The 16,943-nt window shown below is 66.3% G+C and carries 15 protein-coding genes; 5 read left to right on the forward strand and 10 right to left on the reverse strand.

Translation table 11 applies throughout. The features are described 5' to 3' along the window. Window positions 1-126: 126 nt before the first annotated feature. Complete coding sequence (gluQRS, locus tag V5F68_RS18290) at window positions 127-1,002, reverse strand: tRNA glutamyl-Q(34) synthetase GluQRS (RefSeq protein WP_394015739.1); 876 nt, start codon at window positions 1,000-1,002, stop codon at window positions 127-129. 138 nt (window positions 1,003-1,140) lie between these two features. Here gluQRS and V5F68_RS18295 point away from each other — a divergent pair, with 138 nt between their 5' ends. The 3 genes from V5F68_RS18295 to V5F68_RS18305 all read left to right on the forward strand — a co-directional run bounded on the left by V5F68_RS18295 (window position 1,141) and on the right by V5F68_RS18305 (window position 3,176). Then, window positions 1,141-1,830, forward strand: a complete 690-nt coding sequence (locus tag V5F68_RS18295) for a DNA-3-methyladenine glycosylase family protein (protein ID WP_394015738.1) — start codon at window positions 1,141-1,143, stop codon at window positions 1,828-1,830. 27 nt (window positions 1,831-1,857) lie between these two features. Next, entirely contained in the window at window positions 1,858-2,508 is a 651-nt protein-coding gene (locus V5F68_RS18300) for an alpha/beta hydrolase (protein WP_394015737.1), read from the forward strand. Window positions 2,509-2,618: 110 nt separating this feature from the next. Continuing rightward, window positions 2,619-3,176, forward strand: a complete 558-nt coding sequence (locus V5F68_RS18305; protein WP_348844008.1) for an HNH endonuclease — start codon at window positions 2,619-2,621, stop codon at window positions 3,174-3,176. Window positions 3,177-3,182: 6 nt separating this feature from the next. On the opposite strand, the gene V5F68_RS18310 is transcribed toward V5F68_RS18305, so the two are convergent. Then, complete coding sequence (locus tag V5F68_RS18310) at window positions 3,183-3,710, reverse strand: disulfide bond formation protein B (RefSeq protein ID WP_394015736.1); 528 nt, start codon at window positions 3,708-3,710, stop codon at window positions 3,183-3,185. A gap of 114 nt (window positions 3,711-3,824) precedes the next feature. After that, window positions 3,825-3,950 (reverse strand): hypothetical protein, encoded by a 126-nt coding sequence (locus tag V5F68_RS18315; RefSeq protein WP_394015735.1) that lies wholly within the window; start codon window positions 3,948-3,950, stop codon window positions 3,825-3,827. Here V5F68_RS18315 and irrA point away from each other — a divergent pair. After that, the gene (irrA, locus tag V5F68_RS18320) at window positions 3,949-4,491 is read left to right on the forward strand and encodes an iron response transcriptional regulator IrrA (protein WP_394015734.1); all 543 of its coding nucleotides are present in this window, start codon (window positions 3,949-3,951) and stop codon (window positions 4,489-4,491) included. The genes V5F68_RS18315 and irrA overlap by 2 nt on opposite strands. A gap of 109 nt (window positions 4,492-4,600) precedes the next feature. On the opposite strand, the gene V5F68_RS18325 is transcribed toward irrA, so the two are convergent. After that, entirely contained in the window at window positions 4,601-5,137 is a 537-nt protein-coding gene (locus V5F68_RS18325; protein ID WP_394015733.1) for an SH3 domain-containing protein, read from the reverse strand. Window positions 5,138-5,292: 155 nt separating this feature from the next. Here V5F68_RS18325 and V5F68_RS18330 point away from each other — a divergent pair, with 155 nt between their 5' ends. After that, a complete protein-coding gene (locus V5F68_RS18330; RefSeq protein ID WP_394015732.1) occupies window positions 5,293-6,294 on the forward strand; it encodes a 2-hydroxyacid dehydrogenase in 1,002 nt (333 codons plus the stop codon). A 439-nt stretch (window positions 6,295-6,733) separates the two neighbouring features. On the opposite strand, the gene V5F68_RS18335 is transcribed toward V5F68_RS18330, so the two are convergent. From V5F68_RS18335 to acnA, 6 genes are all read right to left on the reverse strand, one after another. Continuing rightward, window positions 6,734-7,546 (reverse strand): HesA/MoeB/ThiF family protein, encoded by an 813-nt coding sequence (locus tag V5F68_RS18335; protein ID WP_394015731.1) that lies wholly within the window; start codon window positions 7,544-7,546, stop codon window positions 6,734-6,736. A 78-nt stretch (window positions 7,547-7,624) separates the two neighbouring features. Then, a complete protein-coding gene (gene cysG, locus V5F68_RS18340; RefSeq protein WP_394015730.1) occupies window positions 7,625-9,121 on the reverse strand; it encodes a siroheme synthase CysG in 1,497 nt (498 codons plus the stop codon). Between the two features lie 190 nt (window positions 9,122-9,311). Then, window positions 9,312-12,326, reverse strand: coding sequence for a DNA polymerase I (polA, locus tag V5F68_RS18345; protein WP_394015729.1), 3,015 nt, complete (start codon window positions 12,324-12,326; stop codon window positions 9,312-9,314). A 98-nt stretch (window positions 12,327-12,424) separates the two neighbouring features. After that, window positions 12,425-12,781, reverse strand: coding sequence for a DUF2794 domain-containing protein (locus V5F68_RS18350; RefSeq protein WP_348844000.1), 357 nt, complete (start codon window positions 12,779-12,781; stop codon window positions 12,425-12,427). 385 nt (window positions 12,782-13,166) lie between these two features. Beyond that, on the reverse strand, window positions 13,167-13,973 hold the full coding sequence (locus V5F68_RS18355) for a DUF1223 domain-containing protein (RefSeq protein ID WP_394015728.1): 807 nt from the start codon (window positions 13,971-13,973) through the stop codon (window positions 13,167-13,169). A 179-nt stretch (window positions 13,974-14,152) separates the two neighbouring features. Further along, the gene (acnA, locus tag V5F68_RS18360; RefSeq protein WP_394015727.1) at window positions 14,153-16,855 is read right to left on the reverse strand and encodes an aconitate hydratase AcnA; all 2,703 of its coding nucleotides are present in this window, start codon (window positions 16,853-16,855) and stop codon (window positions 14,153-14,155) included. Window positions 16,856-16,943: the final 88 nt, after the last annotated feature.

Consider the following 16,943-nt stretch of genomic DNA (forward strand, 5'->3'; position numbering starts at 1 on the left):
GTTTGGTCCGCGAAACAGGCGCGGAGACGTGCCATAAAACCCCTGTTCGTCTGTGCCAAGCCATTGTTTCACGTGAAACATTTTCGGGAAACGCGGCGCGTGGCGGCGGTTTGCGCGAGACCTGCGCTAAGCGGAAAGGCCAAGCCGCCGGCGAATATCGGCTGGCCCCTCTCCCGCCTGCCGCAGCACCTCGAGGCTCGCCGCGCCCTCGCTTTTCGAGAGCTTGCGGCCATCCGCCCCCAGCACCAGGCGGTGATGGTGATAGACCGGGGCGGGAAGCCCCAGCACCTCCTGCAACACCCGGTGCACCGAAGTCGCCGCGAACAGGTCCCGCCCGCGGATCACATGGCTGATGGCCTGCGCCGCATCGTCCAGCACCACGGCGAGGTGATAGCTGGCCGGCACATCCTTGCGCGCCACCACCACATCGCCCCACGCGGCCGGGTCCGCCTCTTGCGGAACCGGCGGGCCGAGCGGGCTTTCGCGGGCTTCGCTCCAGGCGAGCGGACCGCCGATGCGCGCCAGGGCGGCGGCCATATCCAGCCGCAGCACGAACGGCCTCCCCTCCGCGCGCAGGCGGGTGCGCTCGGCCTGCGTCATCGACTGCCGTGCGAAAGGATAGAGCGGGGCCCCGTCCGGATCGCGCGGCCAGGGGGCCTCGGCCTCTTTTTGCGCGACCGCATGGGCGATCTGCGCCCGGCTTTCGAACGCGGGATAGAGCAGGCCGTCGCGCTCCAGCCGGTCCAGCGCCTCCCGGTAGAATGCGAGATGCTCCGATTGCCGGCGGGGCGGCGTGGCGGGGAGAATGCCGAGCCAGTCCAGATCTTCCCGGATCGCCTGTTCGAAAGCGGGACGGGATCGGGTGGCGTCGATGTCCTCGATGCGCAACAGGAAGTCCCCGCCCGCCTCTCTCGCCGCATCGGCATTGATGAAGGCGGACAGGGCATGGCCCAGATGCAGGCGGCCATTGGGGCTGGGGGCGAAGCGGCAGGTGAAGCGCATGGGGCAGGATTTATGACGCAGGATTCACCGCCTGTCGCCGCCACGGCGCGCGGCGCGCCCGCTGGCCAAGATCGCCCGCCGGTGATTTCATCCCCCCAAAACCCGCCGGCAGCGGATTGATCGAGGACCCAAGGCACCATGACCGACCTCACCCCCGCCCCCCTCGGCCCGGCCTCGGATCTCGAGCCGCGGCTGGACCGGCAGGCGGATTTCGACCACGCCCTCGACCGGCTTTTGGCGCTGGATCCGCGCCTTGTTCCGCTGGTGGCATTCGCCGGCCGGCCGGCCCTGCGCCGCCGCGCGCCGGGCTTTGCGGGACTGGTGGCGATCGTGGTGGCGCAGCAATTGTCGGTGGCCGCCGCCCGCTCCATCTCCGCCCGCCTCGAGGCCCTGTTTGGCGGAGCGCCGACGCCCGAAGCCCTGCTCTCCGCGCCGTCGGAAAGCCTGCGCGCCGCCGGTCTTTCCGCGCCGAAGATCCGCACCCTCACCGGCATCGCCCGCGACCTCGTGTCCGGCGCGGTGGACCTCGATGCCGTTGCGCATATGGAGGCGGACGCGGCGGCCGCCTATCTCACCAAGCTTCCCGGCATCGGCCTGTGGAGCGCGGACATCTATCTCCTGTTCTGTCTCGGCCGCGCCGATGCGTTCCCGCACGGCGACCTTGCCCTTCAGGTGGCGGCGGGCGAGGCGTTCGAACTGCCCGGCCGCGCCTCGGCCCTCGGCCTGTGGGCGATCGCGGAGGACTGGCGGCCCTATCGCGGCGTGGCGGCGCAGGTGCTCTGGGCCTATTATGGCGCGAAGCGCGCCCGCACCGGCGTTCCCACCTGAGACCTTCCCACCTAAGGCTTCCCGCTCATGCCCGTCCTGGATAGCCCCCGCCTGCCGCCCCGCTCGGGCGGCGCGCCCGATTCGCTGGTCATCCTGCTGCACGGTTATGGGGCCGATGGGCGGGACCTGATCGACCTCGGCAGCGCCTGGGCGGAGCTGCTGCCGGACACCGCCTTCGTGTCGCCTCACGCCCCGGACCCGTGCGAGCAAGCGCCCATGGGGCGGCAATGGTTTCCGCTCGGCGACATGGACCCGCACGACATGGTGCGCGGCGTGGCAAGCGCCGCCCCCGGCCTGCACCGCCTGATCCAAAGCGAATTGCAGCGTGCCCGCCTACCGGCGAGCCGTCTCGCCCTGGTCGGCTTCAGCCAGGGCTGCATGATGGCCTTATCGGTGGCCCTCGCCATGCCGCAGCCGCCGGCCGCCGTGGTCGGCTATTCCGGCCTATGGGTTCCCGAACCGCAAGCGGACGGCGCCGCTGCCCCGCCGATCCTGCTGGTGCACGGCACCGACGACACGCTGATTCCCGCCCAGGCCCTGTTCCAATCGGCCTTCGGGCTCGCCGGCGCGGGCATCCCCGTGGAATGGCATCTCAGCCACGGCCTCGGCCATGGGATCGACGACACCGGCCTTGCCCAGGGGGGCCTGTTTCTGGCCCAGCGGCTCGCAGCCGCGTAAGCCGACGCACCGAACGGCTTCACAAGAATGACACGGAGAATATAGAGTATCGCGGCGCACCGGGCAGGCTTGTTTTGATTCGGTGCCATGGAGGGCGAGGAGTTCGATCCTTGACCGCTGCGTTACCATCTGGGGCTTGGCCGGCGCTGGTGCTCAATGCGGACTACCGTCCGCTGAGCTACTATCCCCTGTCTGTCTGGTGCTGGCAGGATGCCATCAAGGCGGTGTTCCTCGACCGCGTGAACATCGTCGAATATTACGACAAAGCGGTGCGAAGTCCGGGCATAGAGATCCGGCTTCCGAGCGTGCTGTCCCTGCGCACCTTCGTAAAGCCCGCCCGGCATCCGGCCTTTACCCGCTTCAACGTCTTCCTGCGCGATCGCTTCACCTGCCAATATTGCGGCTCGCGCGACGACCTCACCTTCGATCACCTCATTCCCCGCTCCCGCGGTGGCCAGACGACCTGGGACAATGTGGTGACAGCGTGCTCACCGTGTAATCTGCGCAAGGGCAGCGACATGCCGGCGCATTCGGGCATGTGGCCCCATCAGGTGCCGTTCCAGCCCACCGTGCACGATTTGCATCAGAACGGTCGCCATTTCCCGCCCAATTATCTGCACGAGAGCTGGCTCGACTATCTCTATTGGGATACCGAACTGGAGCCGTAAGCCCGCTCAGGCGGCGATCGTGCGGCGCGCCGTACCCCGGCCGCGCAGGCCGATCAATGCCACGCCCGCAAGCCCAAGGGCGATCAAAGCGTTCCAGCCGGCCATGGAAATGCCCATCAGGCGCCATGCGGCCTCATCGCAGCGGGGCACATGAGCCGTCTTGAGGGCGGACATAATGTCGCTGACCACCAGCGGCGTGCCCGAAGTGCAGGCGGTCGGCCCCTGCCAGAAGCGCCATTCCACCCCGGCATGGAAGATTGCGATCCCCGCATCCACCAGCATCAGCAGCGCCAGCACCGCGAGCCCCGCCCGCGCCACACCGGCCCAACCGCGATGGGCGGCATAGGCCGAAAGCAGGCCGATCGGTACCGCTGCGTAATAGGGCAGACGCTGATCCAGGCACAGCGGACACGGCGCAAGTCCCACCACCAGCTGGAAATACCAGGCCGCGGCAAGGGCCGCGGCCGCGCCTGCGGAAACCACCAGACAGGCTGTGATCGGCGCGCGCAGATCGATCAAAGGCGTGGTCCTCATGTCTGCATGCGGTCGCGGAGACCGCCGTCGCGAAGCCATGCAATGGCATGCGCCGAGGACGCAAGTCACAAGCAAGGCATTGGTGTCATTGACTTACATTAGTACAGCTACAATCTATAATAGTGGCAATTCGCGGCGCGATCCGCTATTGAGATTGATCAGCGCTTTGCGGAGCTTTGTACCGCCGCCGCCAAGGCCACGTGTTTCATTGAAGAGTGCAGAACCGCCGATGTCCGACATGTCCCGCTTCAGAGCCAGCCTCACGAGCCCCGCCGTCGCCTCTCGCGGCGCGGTGGAGGACGGTGACGCGGTGCTGCCGGTGGCCCAGTTGCGGGATGTCTCATCCACGCGTCGCACCGGGTGTCCCTTCCATGACGTGCGCGAGATGCTGCGCGAAGTGGGCCTGCGCCCGACGCGCCAGCGCTTGGCGCTCGGCTGGCTGCTGTTCGCCAAGGGCGACCGCCATGTGACGGCAGAAATGCTGCACGAAGAAGCCATCCGCGCCCGTTTCCCGGTGTCGCTCGCCACCGTCTACAACACCCTGCACCAGTTCACTGAGGTGGACCTCCTGCGCGAGGTGGCCGTGGACGGGTCGAAGACCTATTTCGACACCAACGCGTCGGACCATTACCATTTCTATGTGGAAGGCCATAACGAGCTGGTGGACATTCCCTCGGCTCATGTCGGCGTCGACCGCCTGCCCGAGCCCCCGGAAGGCTTCGAAGTCGCCCGCGTCGACGTGGTGGTGCGCCTGCGCCGCAAGGCCGTCGGCAAGGGCTGATCGCTCCACTCCTTCCGCCGATTCCGGATCAAAGCCCTCGCCCGCGCGAGGGCTTTTTCATTTAAGACGGGCCGCGGGCGCCCCCCGCAAGACGAGGCCGCAGCAGGCCTCACTCCACCTTCTCGTCAGGGTAGACACCCCACAGATTGCCCTGCTCGATGAAGCCATCGAAGCCGGGGCCGGTGATGCGGCACCATTTTCCATCGCAGGATTTCACGGACGCCAGCACGCGGGGCTCCAACTGCGCGGTGGCGCGCGCGTTGGAATCGGCGCGCTCGCGCAGCACCGCCGTGCCGCTCTTCAGCCAGGGCGACACCAGCGCCGTGCGACGGCCCGACAGCATGGAATGATAGACCCAGCCCTCCGAGCCATCCACATCGCGGATGCGGCGCCAGGTCTCGAACTCGGCGGTGATCTCCACCGGCAAGCCGGCGCGCGAGAAGATCCAGGACACGTCCTGATCCTTGTTCGGCCCGGTGCGCACATTCACCTTGTCCGCTTTCAGTGAGACAAAGCGCGGCACCGGCAGGCCGCTGCCGGAATCATCTGCCGCCAATGCCGCACCGCTAAGCGAAGAGGTGGCCGCCAACACCAGCAGGAAAGCCATCGCGCGTGCCGGAAGGGACTGCCGTTTGCTCGCCTGCATGATCCGCTGATCCTCTCCGCTCAGTGAAATCGCGTGCCTGAAGTGCGCCTGCACCCGGACATCGTCAAGGGTCGCTGCGCGCATACCCTTTGTGTTTCCTCGTCTGTCTGCTAGACGGAACGAGAAGGGTTAAAAAACCGGGAACGGGGAAGATTATGGCGCGTCGCAAACCCCTCGTTGTCGTCACGCGGAAGCTGCCTGACACGGTGGAAACGCGGATGCGCGAACTGTTCGACGCGCGTCTGAACGTCGACGACGTGCCCATGGATCACGCCGCTCTGGTCGAGGCCGTGCGGACCGCGGACGTGCTGGTGCCCACCGTGACCGACAAGATCGATTCGGCGGTGCTGTCGCATGCGGGCGAGAATCTGCGCCTCATCGCCAGCTTCTCCAACGGCGTCGATCACATCGACGTGGCCAGCGCCCTGGCGCGGGGAATCACCGTCACCAACACCCCAGGCGTCCTCACCGAGGACACCGCCGACATGACCATGGCGCTGATTCTCGCCGTACCGCGCCGGCTGGCCGAGGGCGCGCAGATCATCACCTCCGATCCCGAGGAATGGAACGGCTGGGCGCCCACCTGGATGCTCGGCCGGCGCATCTGGGGCAAGCGCCTCGGCATCGTCGGCATGGGCCGCATCGGCCAGGCGGTGGCGCGCCGCGCCAAGGCGTTCGGCCTGCAGATCCATTACCACAACCGCCGCCACCTGCCCGCCGCTACGGAAGAGGCGCTGGAAGCGACCTATTGGGACAGCCTGGACCAGATGCTGGCCCGCATGGACATCGTCTCCATCAACTGCCCGCACACGCCGGCCACCTATCACCTGCTCTCGGCCCGCCGCCTCAAGCTGTTGAAGCCCGACGCCTATGTGGTGAACACGGCGCGCGGCGAGGTGATCGACGAGAACGCCCTGACCCGCATGCTGGAAGCCGGCGAAATCGCCGGCGCGGGCCTTGATGTGTTCGAGCATGAGCCGGCGGTGAACCCCAAGCTCGTCAAGCTCGCCCGCCAGGGCAAGGTGGTGCTGCTGCCGCACATGGGCTCGGCGACGCTGGAAGGCCGCATCGACATGGGCGAGAAGGTCATCGTCAACATCAAGACCTTCATGGACGGCCACCGTCCGCCGGACCGCGTGCTGCCCTCCATGCTGTGAGGCGCGATGGCTCGACCAAACTGGCGTCACGTAAACTTATTTAAGGTGATTGAAATAAGTTGAGACAAACACGGCGGATGCCTAATCGCATCACAACGAAGCACATGTCGCGTGGTCTCGGCGCATGGACATCGAAAAGGCAGGATATTGGCGCGAGGTTACCCTGATTCAACAGGAATTAGGCTAATAGCCCATGCAAAAACTAGATTTCAGACGCAAAGCATTTTGCGCATTCTTTATATTTCTGGGTATTCTCATATTTTCCAGGCATTTATTCAGCCTAGAAGTGCAAAAATACGTATCGCGATTCAACAGCGTATTCTTACTCGCAATCGTGCTTATGGCCGCCTATCCTGAAATACGCCGATTGCTTTCGAAACTTAGCCGCAAATCGCCGAAGTAATCCCGCTGGGAAGCTGTGACCATCCGGGCCGCTCCCTCACGCCGCCTTCACGTGCTCCGACAGATCGGTGATGCGCGTTCCCGTGCCGGTGAGCGGGTTTTCCGGGTCATAGGCATAGCTCAGCGTCTCGAAACGCATGGAACGGGCGTCGATCATCAGCAGCTTGCCCACCAGCCCCTCGCCGAAACCCACTATGGCGCGGATCACTTCCAGGGCCGCGAGCGAACCGGCCAGCCCCGCCAAGGCGCCGAGCACGCCGGCTTCGGCGCAGGGCGCGACCGTGCCGGGCGGCGGCGGCTCGGGGAACAGGCAGCGATAGGTCGGGTTCGGCGTGCCGTCCGGCCCGGTTTCATGGGCGCGCAGGGTGGTGATGGTCGCATCGAAAGTTCCGAGCGCCGCCGTCACCAGCGGCTTGCCCGCCAAGACGCAGGCGTCCGAGACCAGATAGCGGGTGGCGAAATTGTCCGAGCCGTCCACCACCACGTCCACGTCGCGAATCAGATCGAGCGCGTTGGCGGCGTCGAGCCGGCCCTGATGCAGCACCATTTCCACGTGGGGGTTGAGAGCGGCCACCGCGTCGCGCGCGCTCTCCACCTTGGGGCGGCCGATATCCTGCGTGCGGTGGATCACCTGTCGCTGAAGGTTGGAGAGCGAGACGTCGTCGTCATCCACCAGCACCAGCGTGCCCACGCCGGCCGCGGCGAGATAGAGCAGCACCGGCGCGCCGAGCCCGCCCGCGCCCACCACCAGCACCCGCGCGGCCTTCAGCTTCTGCTGGCCCGGCCCGCCCACGTCATGCAGCACGATATGGCGGGCATAGCGCTCGATCTCGTCCGTGGAAAACGCCATTTACCTTGTCCTTCGTCCCGCCGGCCTCACCCATAGATAGGAGGCCGGGCGCGCATGCCCAATGCGGGCCGGGGCCGTTCAGCCGGCCGAGGCCGCCCGCGGCGCGGCGGCGGCCGCGATGCCTTCGCTGAGCGCATAGCCATAGAGCACGAGGCACGGCCCCTGGGCGCCGGCCTCGATGGCGGCGTCGATGGCCGCAGACAGGCCGCCGAGAGGCGCATGCACCACCCGCTCGTCGGGCCGCGTTGCGGAGAACACCGCCAAAGCGGGAACGGCGAGATCCGTGCCGGCGGCCGCGAGCTTTTCCACCAGTTCCGGCAAGGTCCGGCGCGGCATGTAGACCACGGTGGTGGCGGCGGCATCCGACAAAGCGTGAAAATCGAGATCCTTCGGCAGCTTGCCGTCGCGCGCATGGGCGGTGACGAATTGCAGGCGCCGCGCATGGTCGCGGTGGGTGAGCGAAGTGGTCAGCCGGCTCGCCACCCCCTGGGCGGAGGAGATGCCGGGCACCACTTCCACCGGAATGCCGGCGAGGCGGCAAGCGGTGATCTCTTCACCCGCGCGGCCGAAGATCATGGGGTCGCCGCCCTTCAGGCGCACCACGCGGCGGCCTTCCTTCGCCAGCGATACCATCAGCGCGTTGATGTCATCCTGCTTGCAGGACGGGCGATAGCCGGTCTTGCCCACCAGCATCTTCTTCGCCTCCCGCCGGGCGAAATCCAGCACCTGCGGGGAGACCAAGTCGTCATAGAGCACCACTTCCGCGGATTGCAGCACCCGCACCGCCTTCAAGGTCAGCAGTTCGGGATCGCCCGGCCCCGCGCCCACCAGGACCACCGAACCGCTGTCGGGCGCGGCGCGCGTGCTTTCGGCGTCGGCCAGCAATGCGGCGCGGTCATCCTCGCCCGGCGGCTGGTCGGGCGCGAACATGGCGCGGGCGGAAAACTGCTCCCAGAAGCGGCGGCGGCCGTGAAAACTGAGGCCGAGGGCAGCAACTGCACCGCGCCAGGATTGCGCCGCCTGGGCCCACGCCTTGAAACCCGGCGGCAAGAGCGCCTCGATCTTGGCCCGCACCGCCTGCCCGAACACGGGGGCCGCGCCATCGGTGGAAATGCCCACCACCAGAGGCGAGCGATTGACGATGGCGCCGAAGGCGAAATCGCAAAAGGCCGGCTTGTCCACCACGTTCACCGGCACGCCGGCCGTGCGGGCGGCGGCGGCGAAACGGGCGGCTTCCGCCTCATCCTCCGCGTCGGCGATGGCGAGCGCCGCGCCGGCCAGGTCCTGCGCGACCCAGGCCCGTTCGACCAGCGCGATGGGGCCGTCCGGGGCGGATTGCGCGAGCGCGCGCATCTCCTCGCACGGCGCGGCGGCGATCACCTCCACATGAGCGCCGGCGGCGGAGAGCAGTTCCGCCTTCCAGACCGCCGGCTCGGTGCCGCCAGCCACCACCACGCGCTTGCCGGCGAGGGCGAAGAACACCGGCAGCCGCGCCAGCTTGTCCATGCGGGCACCGCCGCGCTCACGGGGCGCGCGGCCGGAGAGGGATGGCTTGTCGGCAGGCCCAGAGGCCATGGGTTTGGAACTCCGTCGCGTTGGAAACCCCTGCGCTGCACCTACGGGCTGCGTCCGGGGTCCATCAGTCTGTGCCCATCGCCTGGTTTTGCCAAGCGCGGGGCGTCGCGCCTGTTATGACGCAACGCCCAAACCTATTCAACGTGGAAAATGTGGTTTTATCATTTCAACATTCAAACTTCGTTGAAAGTCAGTGCGCCTCTTCCCAATTGGCGGCGGCGTGGGCCTCCACCTTCAGCGGCACGGCGAGCGCCACGGCCGGAAGCGCGGCCTGCTCCATGACATGCTTCACCACCGGCAGGGTTGCCTGCGCCTCGGCTTCCGGCACCTCGAACACCAGTTCGTCATGCACCTGAAGCAGCATCTGGGCGGAAAGGCCCGCCTGCTTCAGCGCCGGCTCCATGCGCACCATGGCGCGGCGGATGATGTCCGCTGCCGTCCCCTGGAGGCGGGCATTGATGGCGGCGCGCTCGTTGAAAGCGCGGATCGAGGGATTGGACGCCGCGATATCGGGATAATGGCAGCGCCGACCGAACAGGGTTTCCACATACCCATGCTCGCGGCAGAAGGTCTTGGTCTCGTCCATATAGGCGCGAATGCCGGGGAAGCGCTCGAAATAGCGGCGGATATAGAGTCCCGCCTCCTCCCGCCCGATGCCGAGCTGGTTGGCGAGGCCGAACGCCGAAATGCCGTAGATGATGCCGAAATTGATCGCCTTGGCACGCCGACGCACTTCGGCAGGCATGCCTTCCACCGGCACGCCGAACATTTCGGATGCCGTCATGGCGTGGATGTCCAGCCCCTCCTGGAACGCTTCGCGCAGGCGCGAAATATCCGCGATCTCCGCCAGCAGCCGCAGCTCGATCTGCGAATAATCGGCCGAAACCAGCAGCCGCCCCGGCTCGGCGACGAAGGCGCGGCGGATGCGGCGGCCTTCCTCGGTGCGGATCGGGATGTTCTGCAGGTTCGGCTCGGAAGAGGAGAGCCGCCCGGTGGTGGTCGCTGCCAGCGCATAGGAGGTGTGGACGCGCTTCGTGCGCGCATTCACATAATTGGGCAAAGCGTCGGTATAGGTGGAGCGCAGCTTCGCGAGCTGGCGCCAGTCCAGGATCTTCTGCGGCAGGGTGTGGCCGGCCTCCGCCAGTTCCTCCAGCACATTGGCCTTTGTGGACCAGGCGCCGGTCGGCGTCTTAGTGGCGCCGGGCAGCCCGAGACGGCCGAACAAGACGTCGCCGATCTGCTTGGGCGAGCCGATGTTCAGCCGCTCGCCACCCAGAATTTCCGCAATCTCGTCCTCGATCCGCGCCGCGCCTTGGGCGAACTCGCTGGAGAGGCGGCCGAGGATCGGCCGGTCGATGGCGATGCCGCGGCCTTCCATGCGCACCAGAACCGGAATGAGCGGCCGCTCCAGCGTCTCATAGACCGTGCTCATGCCATCCGCCACGAGCCGCGGCTTGAACACGCGCCACAGACGCAGGGTCACGTCGGCGTCTTCCGCCGCATAGGAGGTGGCCGGCTCCAGCGCGACCCGGTCGAACGTCACCTGGCCCTTGCCCTTGCCCGCCACTTCCGTGAACGCGATGGGGGTGTGGCCGAGGTGGCGCACCGAGAGGTCGTCCATGCCGTGGTTGCCCTTGCCGGCATCCAGCGCATAGGACATGCACATGGTGCAGTCGAACGGGGCGACTTCGATGCCATGGCGCGCCAGCAGGGCGACGTCATATTTGGCATTGTGGGCGATCTTCAGCGTGCCGCGGTCTTCCAGCACCCCCTTCAGCGCGGCGAGCGCATCCTGGAACGGGATCTGCCCCGGCAGCAGCCCTTCCTCGAACAGGCCGTCGCCGGCCCCGCGATGGGCCAGCGGGATGTAGCAGGCCTCGTTGGGCGCAAGCGCGAGCGAGACCCCGACAAGATCCGCCACCTGGGGATCGATGGAGGTGGTCTCGGTGTCGAAGGCGACGTAACCCTGGTCGATGGCGCGGGCGCACCAAGCCTGGAGTTCGGCCAGATCCGTCAACATGCGGTACCGGCTGCGGTCCACCTTGGTGGAGCGCGCCTCCTGTACCCGCGCCGCCACCAGATCGGCCGGGTTGAGCACGTTCGGCCGCCCGTCTGCGGAACCTGCGCCGTTCGCCGGCGCGGAGGCCTGTGCCGACGCAGGGGCCGGCATCGCGGCGCCATCCTCCTCCGCGCCGAACAGACCGCCCGTCGTGCTCGGCGCCAGCGCCGGGTCGGCCTCGATGGCACCCGCCTCCACACCAAACGCCTCGGCGGCGCGGCGCGTGATGGTGGTGAACTCCATCGCCTTCAGGAAGGCGATCAGGCGCTTGCCGTCGGGCTGCTCCAGCACCAAGTCGGACAGCGGCACCTCCACCGGCACGGCGCAATCCAGGGTCACTAACTGCTTGGAAATACGGGCCTTCTCCACATTCTCAGGATTCAGCAGCGATTCGCGGCGCTTCACCTGCTTGATCTCGCCGGCCCGCGCCAGCAGGGTTTCGAGGTCGCCATATTCCTGAATGAGCGTGGCGGCGGTCTTGATGCCGATGCCGGGCACGCCGGGCACATTGTCGGTGGAATCCCCCGCCAGCGCCTGGACGTCGGTCACCTTTTCCGGCGGCACGCCGAAATATTCGAGCACCTCGCCAAGGCCGATGCGCCGCTCCGGCCGGGCGCCGCGCCCACCGGCCTCGCCCGAGGCCGGGTCGTACATGCCGATGCGATCGCCCACCACCTGCATCAGGTCCTTGTCGGCGGAGACGATCAGCACGTCGGCGCCGGCGGCGGCAGCCTGCTTGGCATAGGTGGCGATCAGGTCGTCGGCCTCGAAGCGGGCCATCTCCACCGGAATCAGGCCGAACGCCCGCACCGCCTCGCGCATCAGCGGAAACTGGGGAATCAGTTCCGGTGGCGGCTCGGAGCGGTTGGCCTTGTAAGCGGGATAGATCTCGCGCCGGAACGAGTCTTCGCTCTTGTCGAAGATGATGGCGAGGTGCGTGGGCTTGATGCCCATGGCGCCCTCGCGGATGAACTGGAACAGCTTGGTGCAGAACAGACGCACGGCCCCCGTCGGCAGCCGATCGGAGCGGAAATTATACTTCCGATCCTGGTTGATCGACTGGAAATAGGCCCGGAAGACGAAGGACGAACCATCCACAAGGAAGACGTGATCGCCGGGTTTGATCGGGCTGGGAGCGTGTGACATCCGGGCATCCAATGGCAAGGCGCGCACGATGCCCGAGCGCCCGCCCGCCGACAACCCTTCCCCGACCGCCCCGCCGCCGGCCGCGCCGGACGCCGGGGTCAGACCGCCGCGAGGGGCTTTTCCAGGACCGCGAGGACGCGCGGCAATTCGTGGCCGCGCTTCAGGATCAGCCCGGTCTGGGACACCACGCAATAAGCGCCCTGCTTGCGCGCGAGCTTGGGGTCTTTCTCGATGCGGTACAGCGGCACGTCGAGCGAGCGGCGGAAGATCGAGAACACCGCCTTGTCCTTGAGGAAATCGATCGCGTAATCGCGCCATTCGCCCGCGGCGACCATGCGGCCATAAAGGTCAAGGATCCGGTCCAGTTCCCGTCGGTCGAACGTGACGAGCGCGGGCGAGGCCTGGGGCGTCGGTGCTGGCGGACGGGCGGGACGTATGGGCTCAACGATTCCCATCGGACCTCCAAGGTGCAGAGATCCTATGATCGCCGTCATCGCCGCCGGGTTCAAGGGGATTGAATAGCCGGCTGGCTCCGGGCGGAAACACGATCACGGGGTCGTCAACGACCATCACAGTCTCGCCGGAATTCGGCCCTTCCCTCGACAAGCGCCGCAGGCAAAGTCAAAAACGTAGCAGGGCCGGTTCGCAGTTGCTTCGGTCTATCCCAGCCCCCCAGCCCCCCGGGGTGACAGGCGAACCGGCCACTGCTACGCATCCTTCAAGTTTCTAACTTTCAAGGGCCGCGCAAGCGGCCTTTTTTATTGTCCGCGCGCAGGACGGCCGGCAATGCAGAACGAGCTGCATCGCTCAAACGCGCGACTCCAGCTACGTAAGCTCGGGTTATTTAAGGTCGATCTTCGCGGCCCCGAGAATCGGGCCGGGGGATTGGAATGAGCCGCGCTGCACCAGCACAGCCGCGCCATCCACGCCATCATTCCAGAATTCGCTGAGCGGCACCGAGAAGCGCGCAGGGCCCCCGGTCCAAGTGCCCAGCTTCACCCAGGCGCGCACCACATTGGTATAGGTGACGTTCTTGCCCTGGTTCTCGCCTCGGCCGATGGCGACCGTATGGCTGCTCAAAATGGGGCAGAGCCAGACTTCGGCGGCGGTCGGAACATGTCCGGGGTTAGAAGGCTCCGCCCCGTCGGCCACGTCCACCACCAGGTTTTCGCCGGAGCGCCGCAGCGCGACCGGCACCAGCAAGGTCGAGCCCGCATCGTGGGCGCGCAGCACAGCCTTCTCGACCGCCACCTTGTCGCTGCCCTTTGCCGGGGCGACGCCATCCACCACCATCTGCGGGGTATAGATCATCCGGTCGCCGCGCTGTTCCGCATAGGCGCGCTGGCGCACCGAATGCCCGTGCTTGGCGAGGGTATCCTTCCAGCCGACATAATCCCAATAATCGACCGCGAGCGTCAGCGCGATGATCTGCGGATCACTCGCCATTTCCGAGAGCAGCGCATCGGCGGGGGGACAGGAGGCGCAGCCCTGGCTGGTGAACAATTCCAGCACGGCCTTAGGCGCCGCAGCGGCAGGGGCGGCGGGAGTCGGCGCCTGCCCCTGCGCACTTGCGCTCCCTGCCGCGAACGCGCACGTCAGCGCGATCATGCCGAGGATCGAAAGGCGGAACGGGAGGCGGCTCTTCAATGCACCGGGACCTGCGAATAGCGAAGAGTGAGTGGCACACGCTTAGGCGCGCGAGGTCTTTGATGCCAGTCAATTCGCAGTGAGACGCGCCGCCGCTGCCGCAATGAGAAAGCCGCCCGCGGATATCCGCGAGCGGCTGTCTGGATGTCAAATGCTGATGGCGGCAGGGCCGCCATGCCTCACGCCGCGAGGTGGCGCAGCACGTAGGGCAGGATGCCGCCCGAGCGGAAATAATCCAGCTCGTCCAGCGTATCGATGCGGCAGATCAGCTCCACCTGAGTGACCCGGCCGTCGGCATAGGCGATGTTCAGGGTCATCTTCTGGCGAGGCTTCAGATCGCCTTCCAGGCCGCGCAGGGTGATGAGTTCATCGCCCTTCAGGCCCAGCGTCTGCCAGGAGGTGCCTTCTTCGAACACCAGCGGCACGATGCCCATGCCCACCAGGTTCGAGCGATGGATGCGCTCGAAAGACTGGGCGATCACGGCGCGGATGCCGAGCAGCTTGGTGCCCTTGGCCGCCCAATCACGCGAGGAGCCGGTGCCGTATTCCTTGCCGGCGAACACCACCAGCGGCACGCCCTCGGCCTTATATTGCATGGCCGCGTCATAGATCGGCAGCTGGGCGCCGTCCGGCTGGTGCAGGGTCACGCCGCCTTCGACGCCGGGCACCATCTGGTTCTTGATGCGGATGTTGGCGAAGGTGCCGCGCATCATCACTTCGTGATTGCCGCGGCGGGTGCCGTACTGGTTGAAGTCCACCGGGCGCACCTGATGCTCGATCAGGTACTGGCCCGCAGGCGAGGCCTGCTTGATGGAACCCGCCGGTGAGATGTGGTCGGTGGTGATGCTGTCCAGGAACAGGCCGAGGATGCGGGCATCGACGATGTCGGTGACCGGGTCGGGCGTCGAGGAGATGCCGACGAAGTAAGGCGGGTTCTGCACATAGGTGGAACCGTCTTCCCAGGCATAGGTCTGGCCGGTGGGAATGGCGATCTTCTGCCAATGGGCGTCGCCCTTGAAGACGTCGGAATATTTTTCCTTGAACATCTTCTTGGTGATGTTCTCACGGATATAAGTGGCGATCTCCTTGTTGGAGGGCCAGATGTCCTTGAGATAGACGGGATTGCCGTCCTTGTCCTCGCCCAGCGGTTCGGTCGCGAGATCGACCTGAAGCGAGCCGGCCAGCGCATAGGCCACCACCAGCGGAGGCGAGGCGAGGTAGTTCGCCTTCACATCCGGATTCACGCGGCCTTCGAAGTTGCGGTTGCCGGAAATGACGGCACCGGCGACCAGATCGTTCTTGTTGATCGCCTCGGAGATCGCCTCCGGCAGCGGACCGGAATTGCCGATGCAGGTGGTGCAGCCGAAGCCGACCAGATTGAAGCCGAGAGCGTCGAGATATTCCTGCAGATCGGCGGCCTTCAGATACCCTTCGACCACCTGGGAGCCCGGCGCGAGCGAGGTCTTCACCCACGGCTTGGACTTCAGACCCTTCTTCACCGCCGCCTTGGCGAGCAAGCCCGCTGCGATCAGCACGCTCGGGTTAGAGGTGTTGGTGCAGGAGGTGATGGCGGCGATCACCACGTCGCCATGGCCGACCGTGAAATTGGCGCCTTCAACATCCACGCGCTTGGCGGCTTCGCCCGGCTTCTTGAACTCGCCTTCGAGGGCGGCGAGGAAGCCGGCCTTGGCATCGCTCAGCAGCACCCGGTCCTGCGGGCGCTTGGGGCCGGCGATGGAGGGCAGCACGGTGTCGAGGTCGAGTTCCAGCGTGTCAGTGAACACGGGATCGAGCGTGCTCTTGTTGCGCCACATGCCCTGGGCCTTGGAATAGGCTTCCACCAGCTCCACGCGGCTTTCCTTGCGGCCGGTCTCTTCCAGATAGTCGATGGTCTCGCGGTCCACCGGGAAGAAGCCGCAGGTGGCGCCATATTCCGGCGCCATATTGGCGATGGTGGCGCGGTCGGCGAGGGAGAGATGCTCCAGGCCGGGGCCGAAGAATTCCACGAACTTGCCCACGACGCCCTTCTTGCGGAGCATCTGGGTGACGGTGAGCACGAGGTCGGTGGCGGTGATGCCTTCCTTGAGCTTGCCGTCCAGCTTGAAGCCGATGACTTCGGGGATCAGCATGGAGATCGGCTGGCCGAGCATGGCGGCTTCCGCCTCGATGCCGCCGACGCCCCAGCCCAGCACGCCGAGGCCGTTCACCATGGTGGTATGGCTGTCGGTGCCCACCAGCGTGTCGGGATAGGCGACCGTGACGGTCTTGCCGTTCAGCTCTTCCTTGCGGGTCCACACCGTCTGGGCGAGGTATTCCAGGTTCACCTGGTGGCAGATGCCGGTGCCGGGGGGAACGACGCGGAAATTGTCGAACGCGCTCTGGCCCCATTTCAGGAAGCGGTAGCGCTCCTGGTTCTGCTTGTATTCCTCGTCCACGTTCTTCTTCAGGGCGTTGTCGGTGCCGAAGAAGTTGACGATTACCGAATGGTCGATGACGAGGTCCACGGGAACCAGCGGGTTGATCTTGGCCGGGTCGCCGCCCAGGGTCACCATGGCGTCGCGCATGGCGGCGAGATCCACCACGGCGGGCACGCCGGTGAAGTCCTGCATCAGCACGCGGGCGGGTCGATAGGCGATTTCCTTCTCGGCCTTGCCGCGCGAGGTCAGCCAGTCGGCGATCGAGATCACGTCTTCCTTGGTGACCGAGCGGCCATCTTCGTAGCGCAGCAGGTTTTCCAGCAGCACCTTCATGGAGAAAGGCAGGCGGGAGATGCCGGAGAGCCCGTTCTTCTCGGCCGCTTCAAGGCTGTAGTAGGTGTATTCCTTGTCATCCACCGTCAGGGTGGTGCGGCACTGGAAGCTGTCGAGGGAAGAAGAAGTCACGGCGCGTTTTCTCCGGTTCGATGATCGACCGACGCGACACGCCTAGAGGACCGGGCTAAGGAGGTGCCGGGCCACCTAGGGGTGCGGT

The sequence above is a fragment of the Roseixanthobacter pseudopolyaromaticivorans genome (assembly GCF_043195145.2).
In the GTDB taxonomy this organism is placed as follows: domain Bacteria; phylum Pseudomonadota; class Alphaproteobacteria; order Rhizobiales; family Xanthobacteraceae; genus NCEH01.

What these genes read in the sequence shown, in the direction of transcription:
- V5F68_RS18310 (WP_394015736.1), bottom strand. Translation starts at nt 3,710, where the DNA reads ATGAGGACCACGCCTTTGATCGATCTGCGCGCGCCGATCACAGCCTGT.
- V5F68_RS18295 (WP_394015738.1), top strand. Translation starts at nt 1,141, where the DNA reads ATGACCGACCTCACCCCCGCCCCCCTCGGCCCGGCCTCGGATCTCGAG.
- cysG (WP_394015730.1), bottom strand. Translation starts at nt 9,121, where the DNA reads ATGGCCTCTGGGCCTGCCGACAAGCCATCCCTCTCCGGCCGCGCGCCC.
- V5F68_RS18300 (WP_394015737.1), top strand. Translation starts at nt 1,858, where the DNA reads ATGCCCGTCCTGGATAGCCCCCGCCTGCCGCCCCGCTCGGGCGGCGCG.
- V5F68_RS18335 (WP_394015731.1), bottom strand. Translation starts at nt 7,546, where the DNA reads ATGGCGTTTTCCACGGACGAGATCGAGCGCTATGCCCGCCATATCGTG.
- gluQRS (WP_394015739.1), bottom strand. Translation starts at nt 1,002, where the DNA reads ATGCGCTTCACCTGCCGCTTCGCCCCCAGCCCCAATGGCCGCCTGCAT.
- V5F68_RS18330 (WP_394015732.1), top strand. Translation starts at nt 5,293, where the DNA reads ATGGCGCGTCGCAAACCCCTCGTTGTCGTCACGCGGAAGCTGCCTGAC.
- irrA (WP_394015734.1), top strand. Translation starts at nt 3,949, where the DNA reads ATGTCCCGCTTCAGAGCCAGCCTCACGAGCCCCGCCGTCGCCTCTCGC.
- V5F68_RS18315 (WP_394015735.1), bottom strand. Translation starts at nt 3,950, where the DNA reads ATGTCGGACATCGGCGGTTCTGCACTCTTCAATGAAACACGTGGCCTT.
- V5F68_RS18325 (WP_394015733.1), bottom strand. Translation starts at nt 5,137, where the DNA reads ATGCAGGCGAGCAAACGGCAGTCCCTTCCGGCACGCGCGATGGCTTTC.
- polA (WP_394015729.1), bottom strand. Translation starts at nt 12,326, where the DNA reads ATGTCACACGCTCCCAGCCCGATCAAACCCGGCGATCACGTCTTCCTT.
- V5F68_RS18350 (WP_348844000.1), bottom strand. Translation starts at nt 12,781, where the DNA reads ATGGGAATCGTTGAGCCCATACGTCCCGCCCGTCCGCCAGCACCGACG.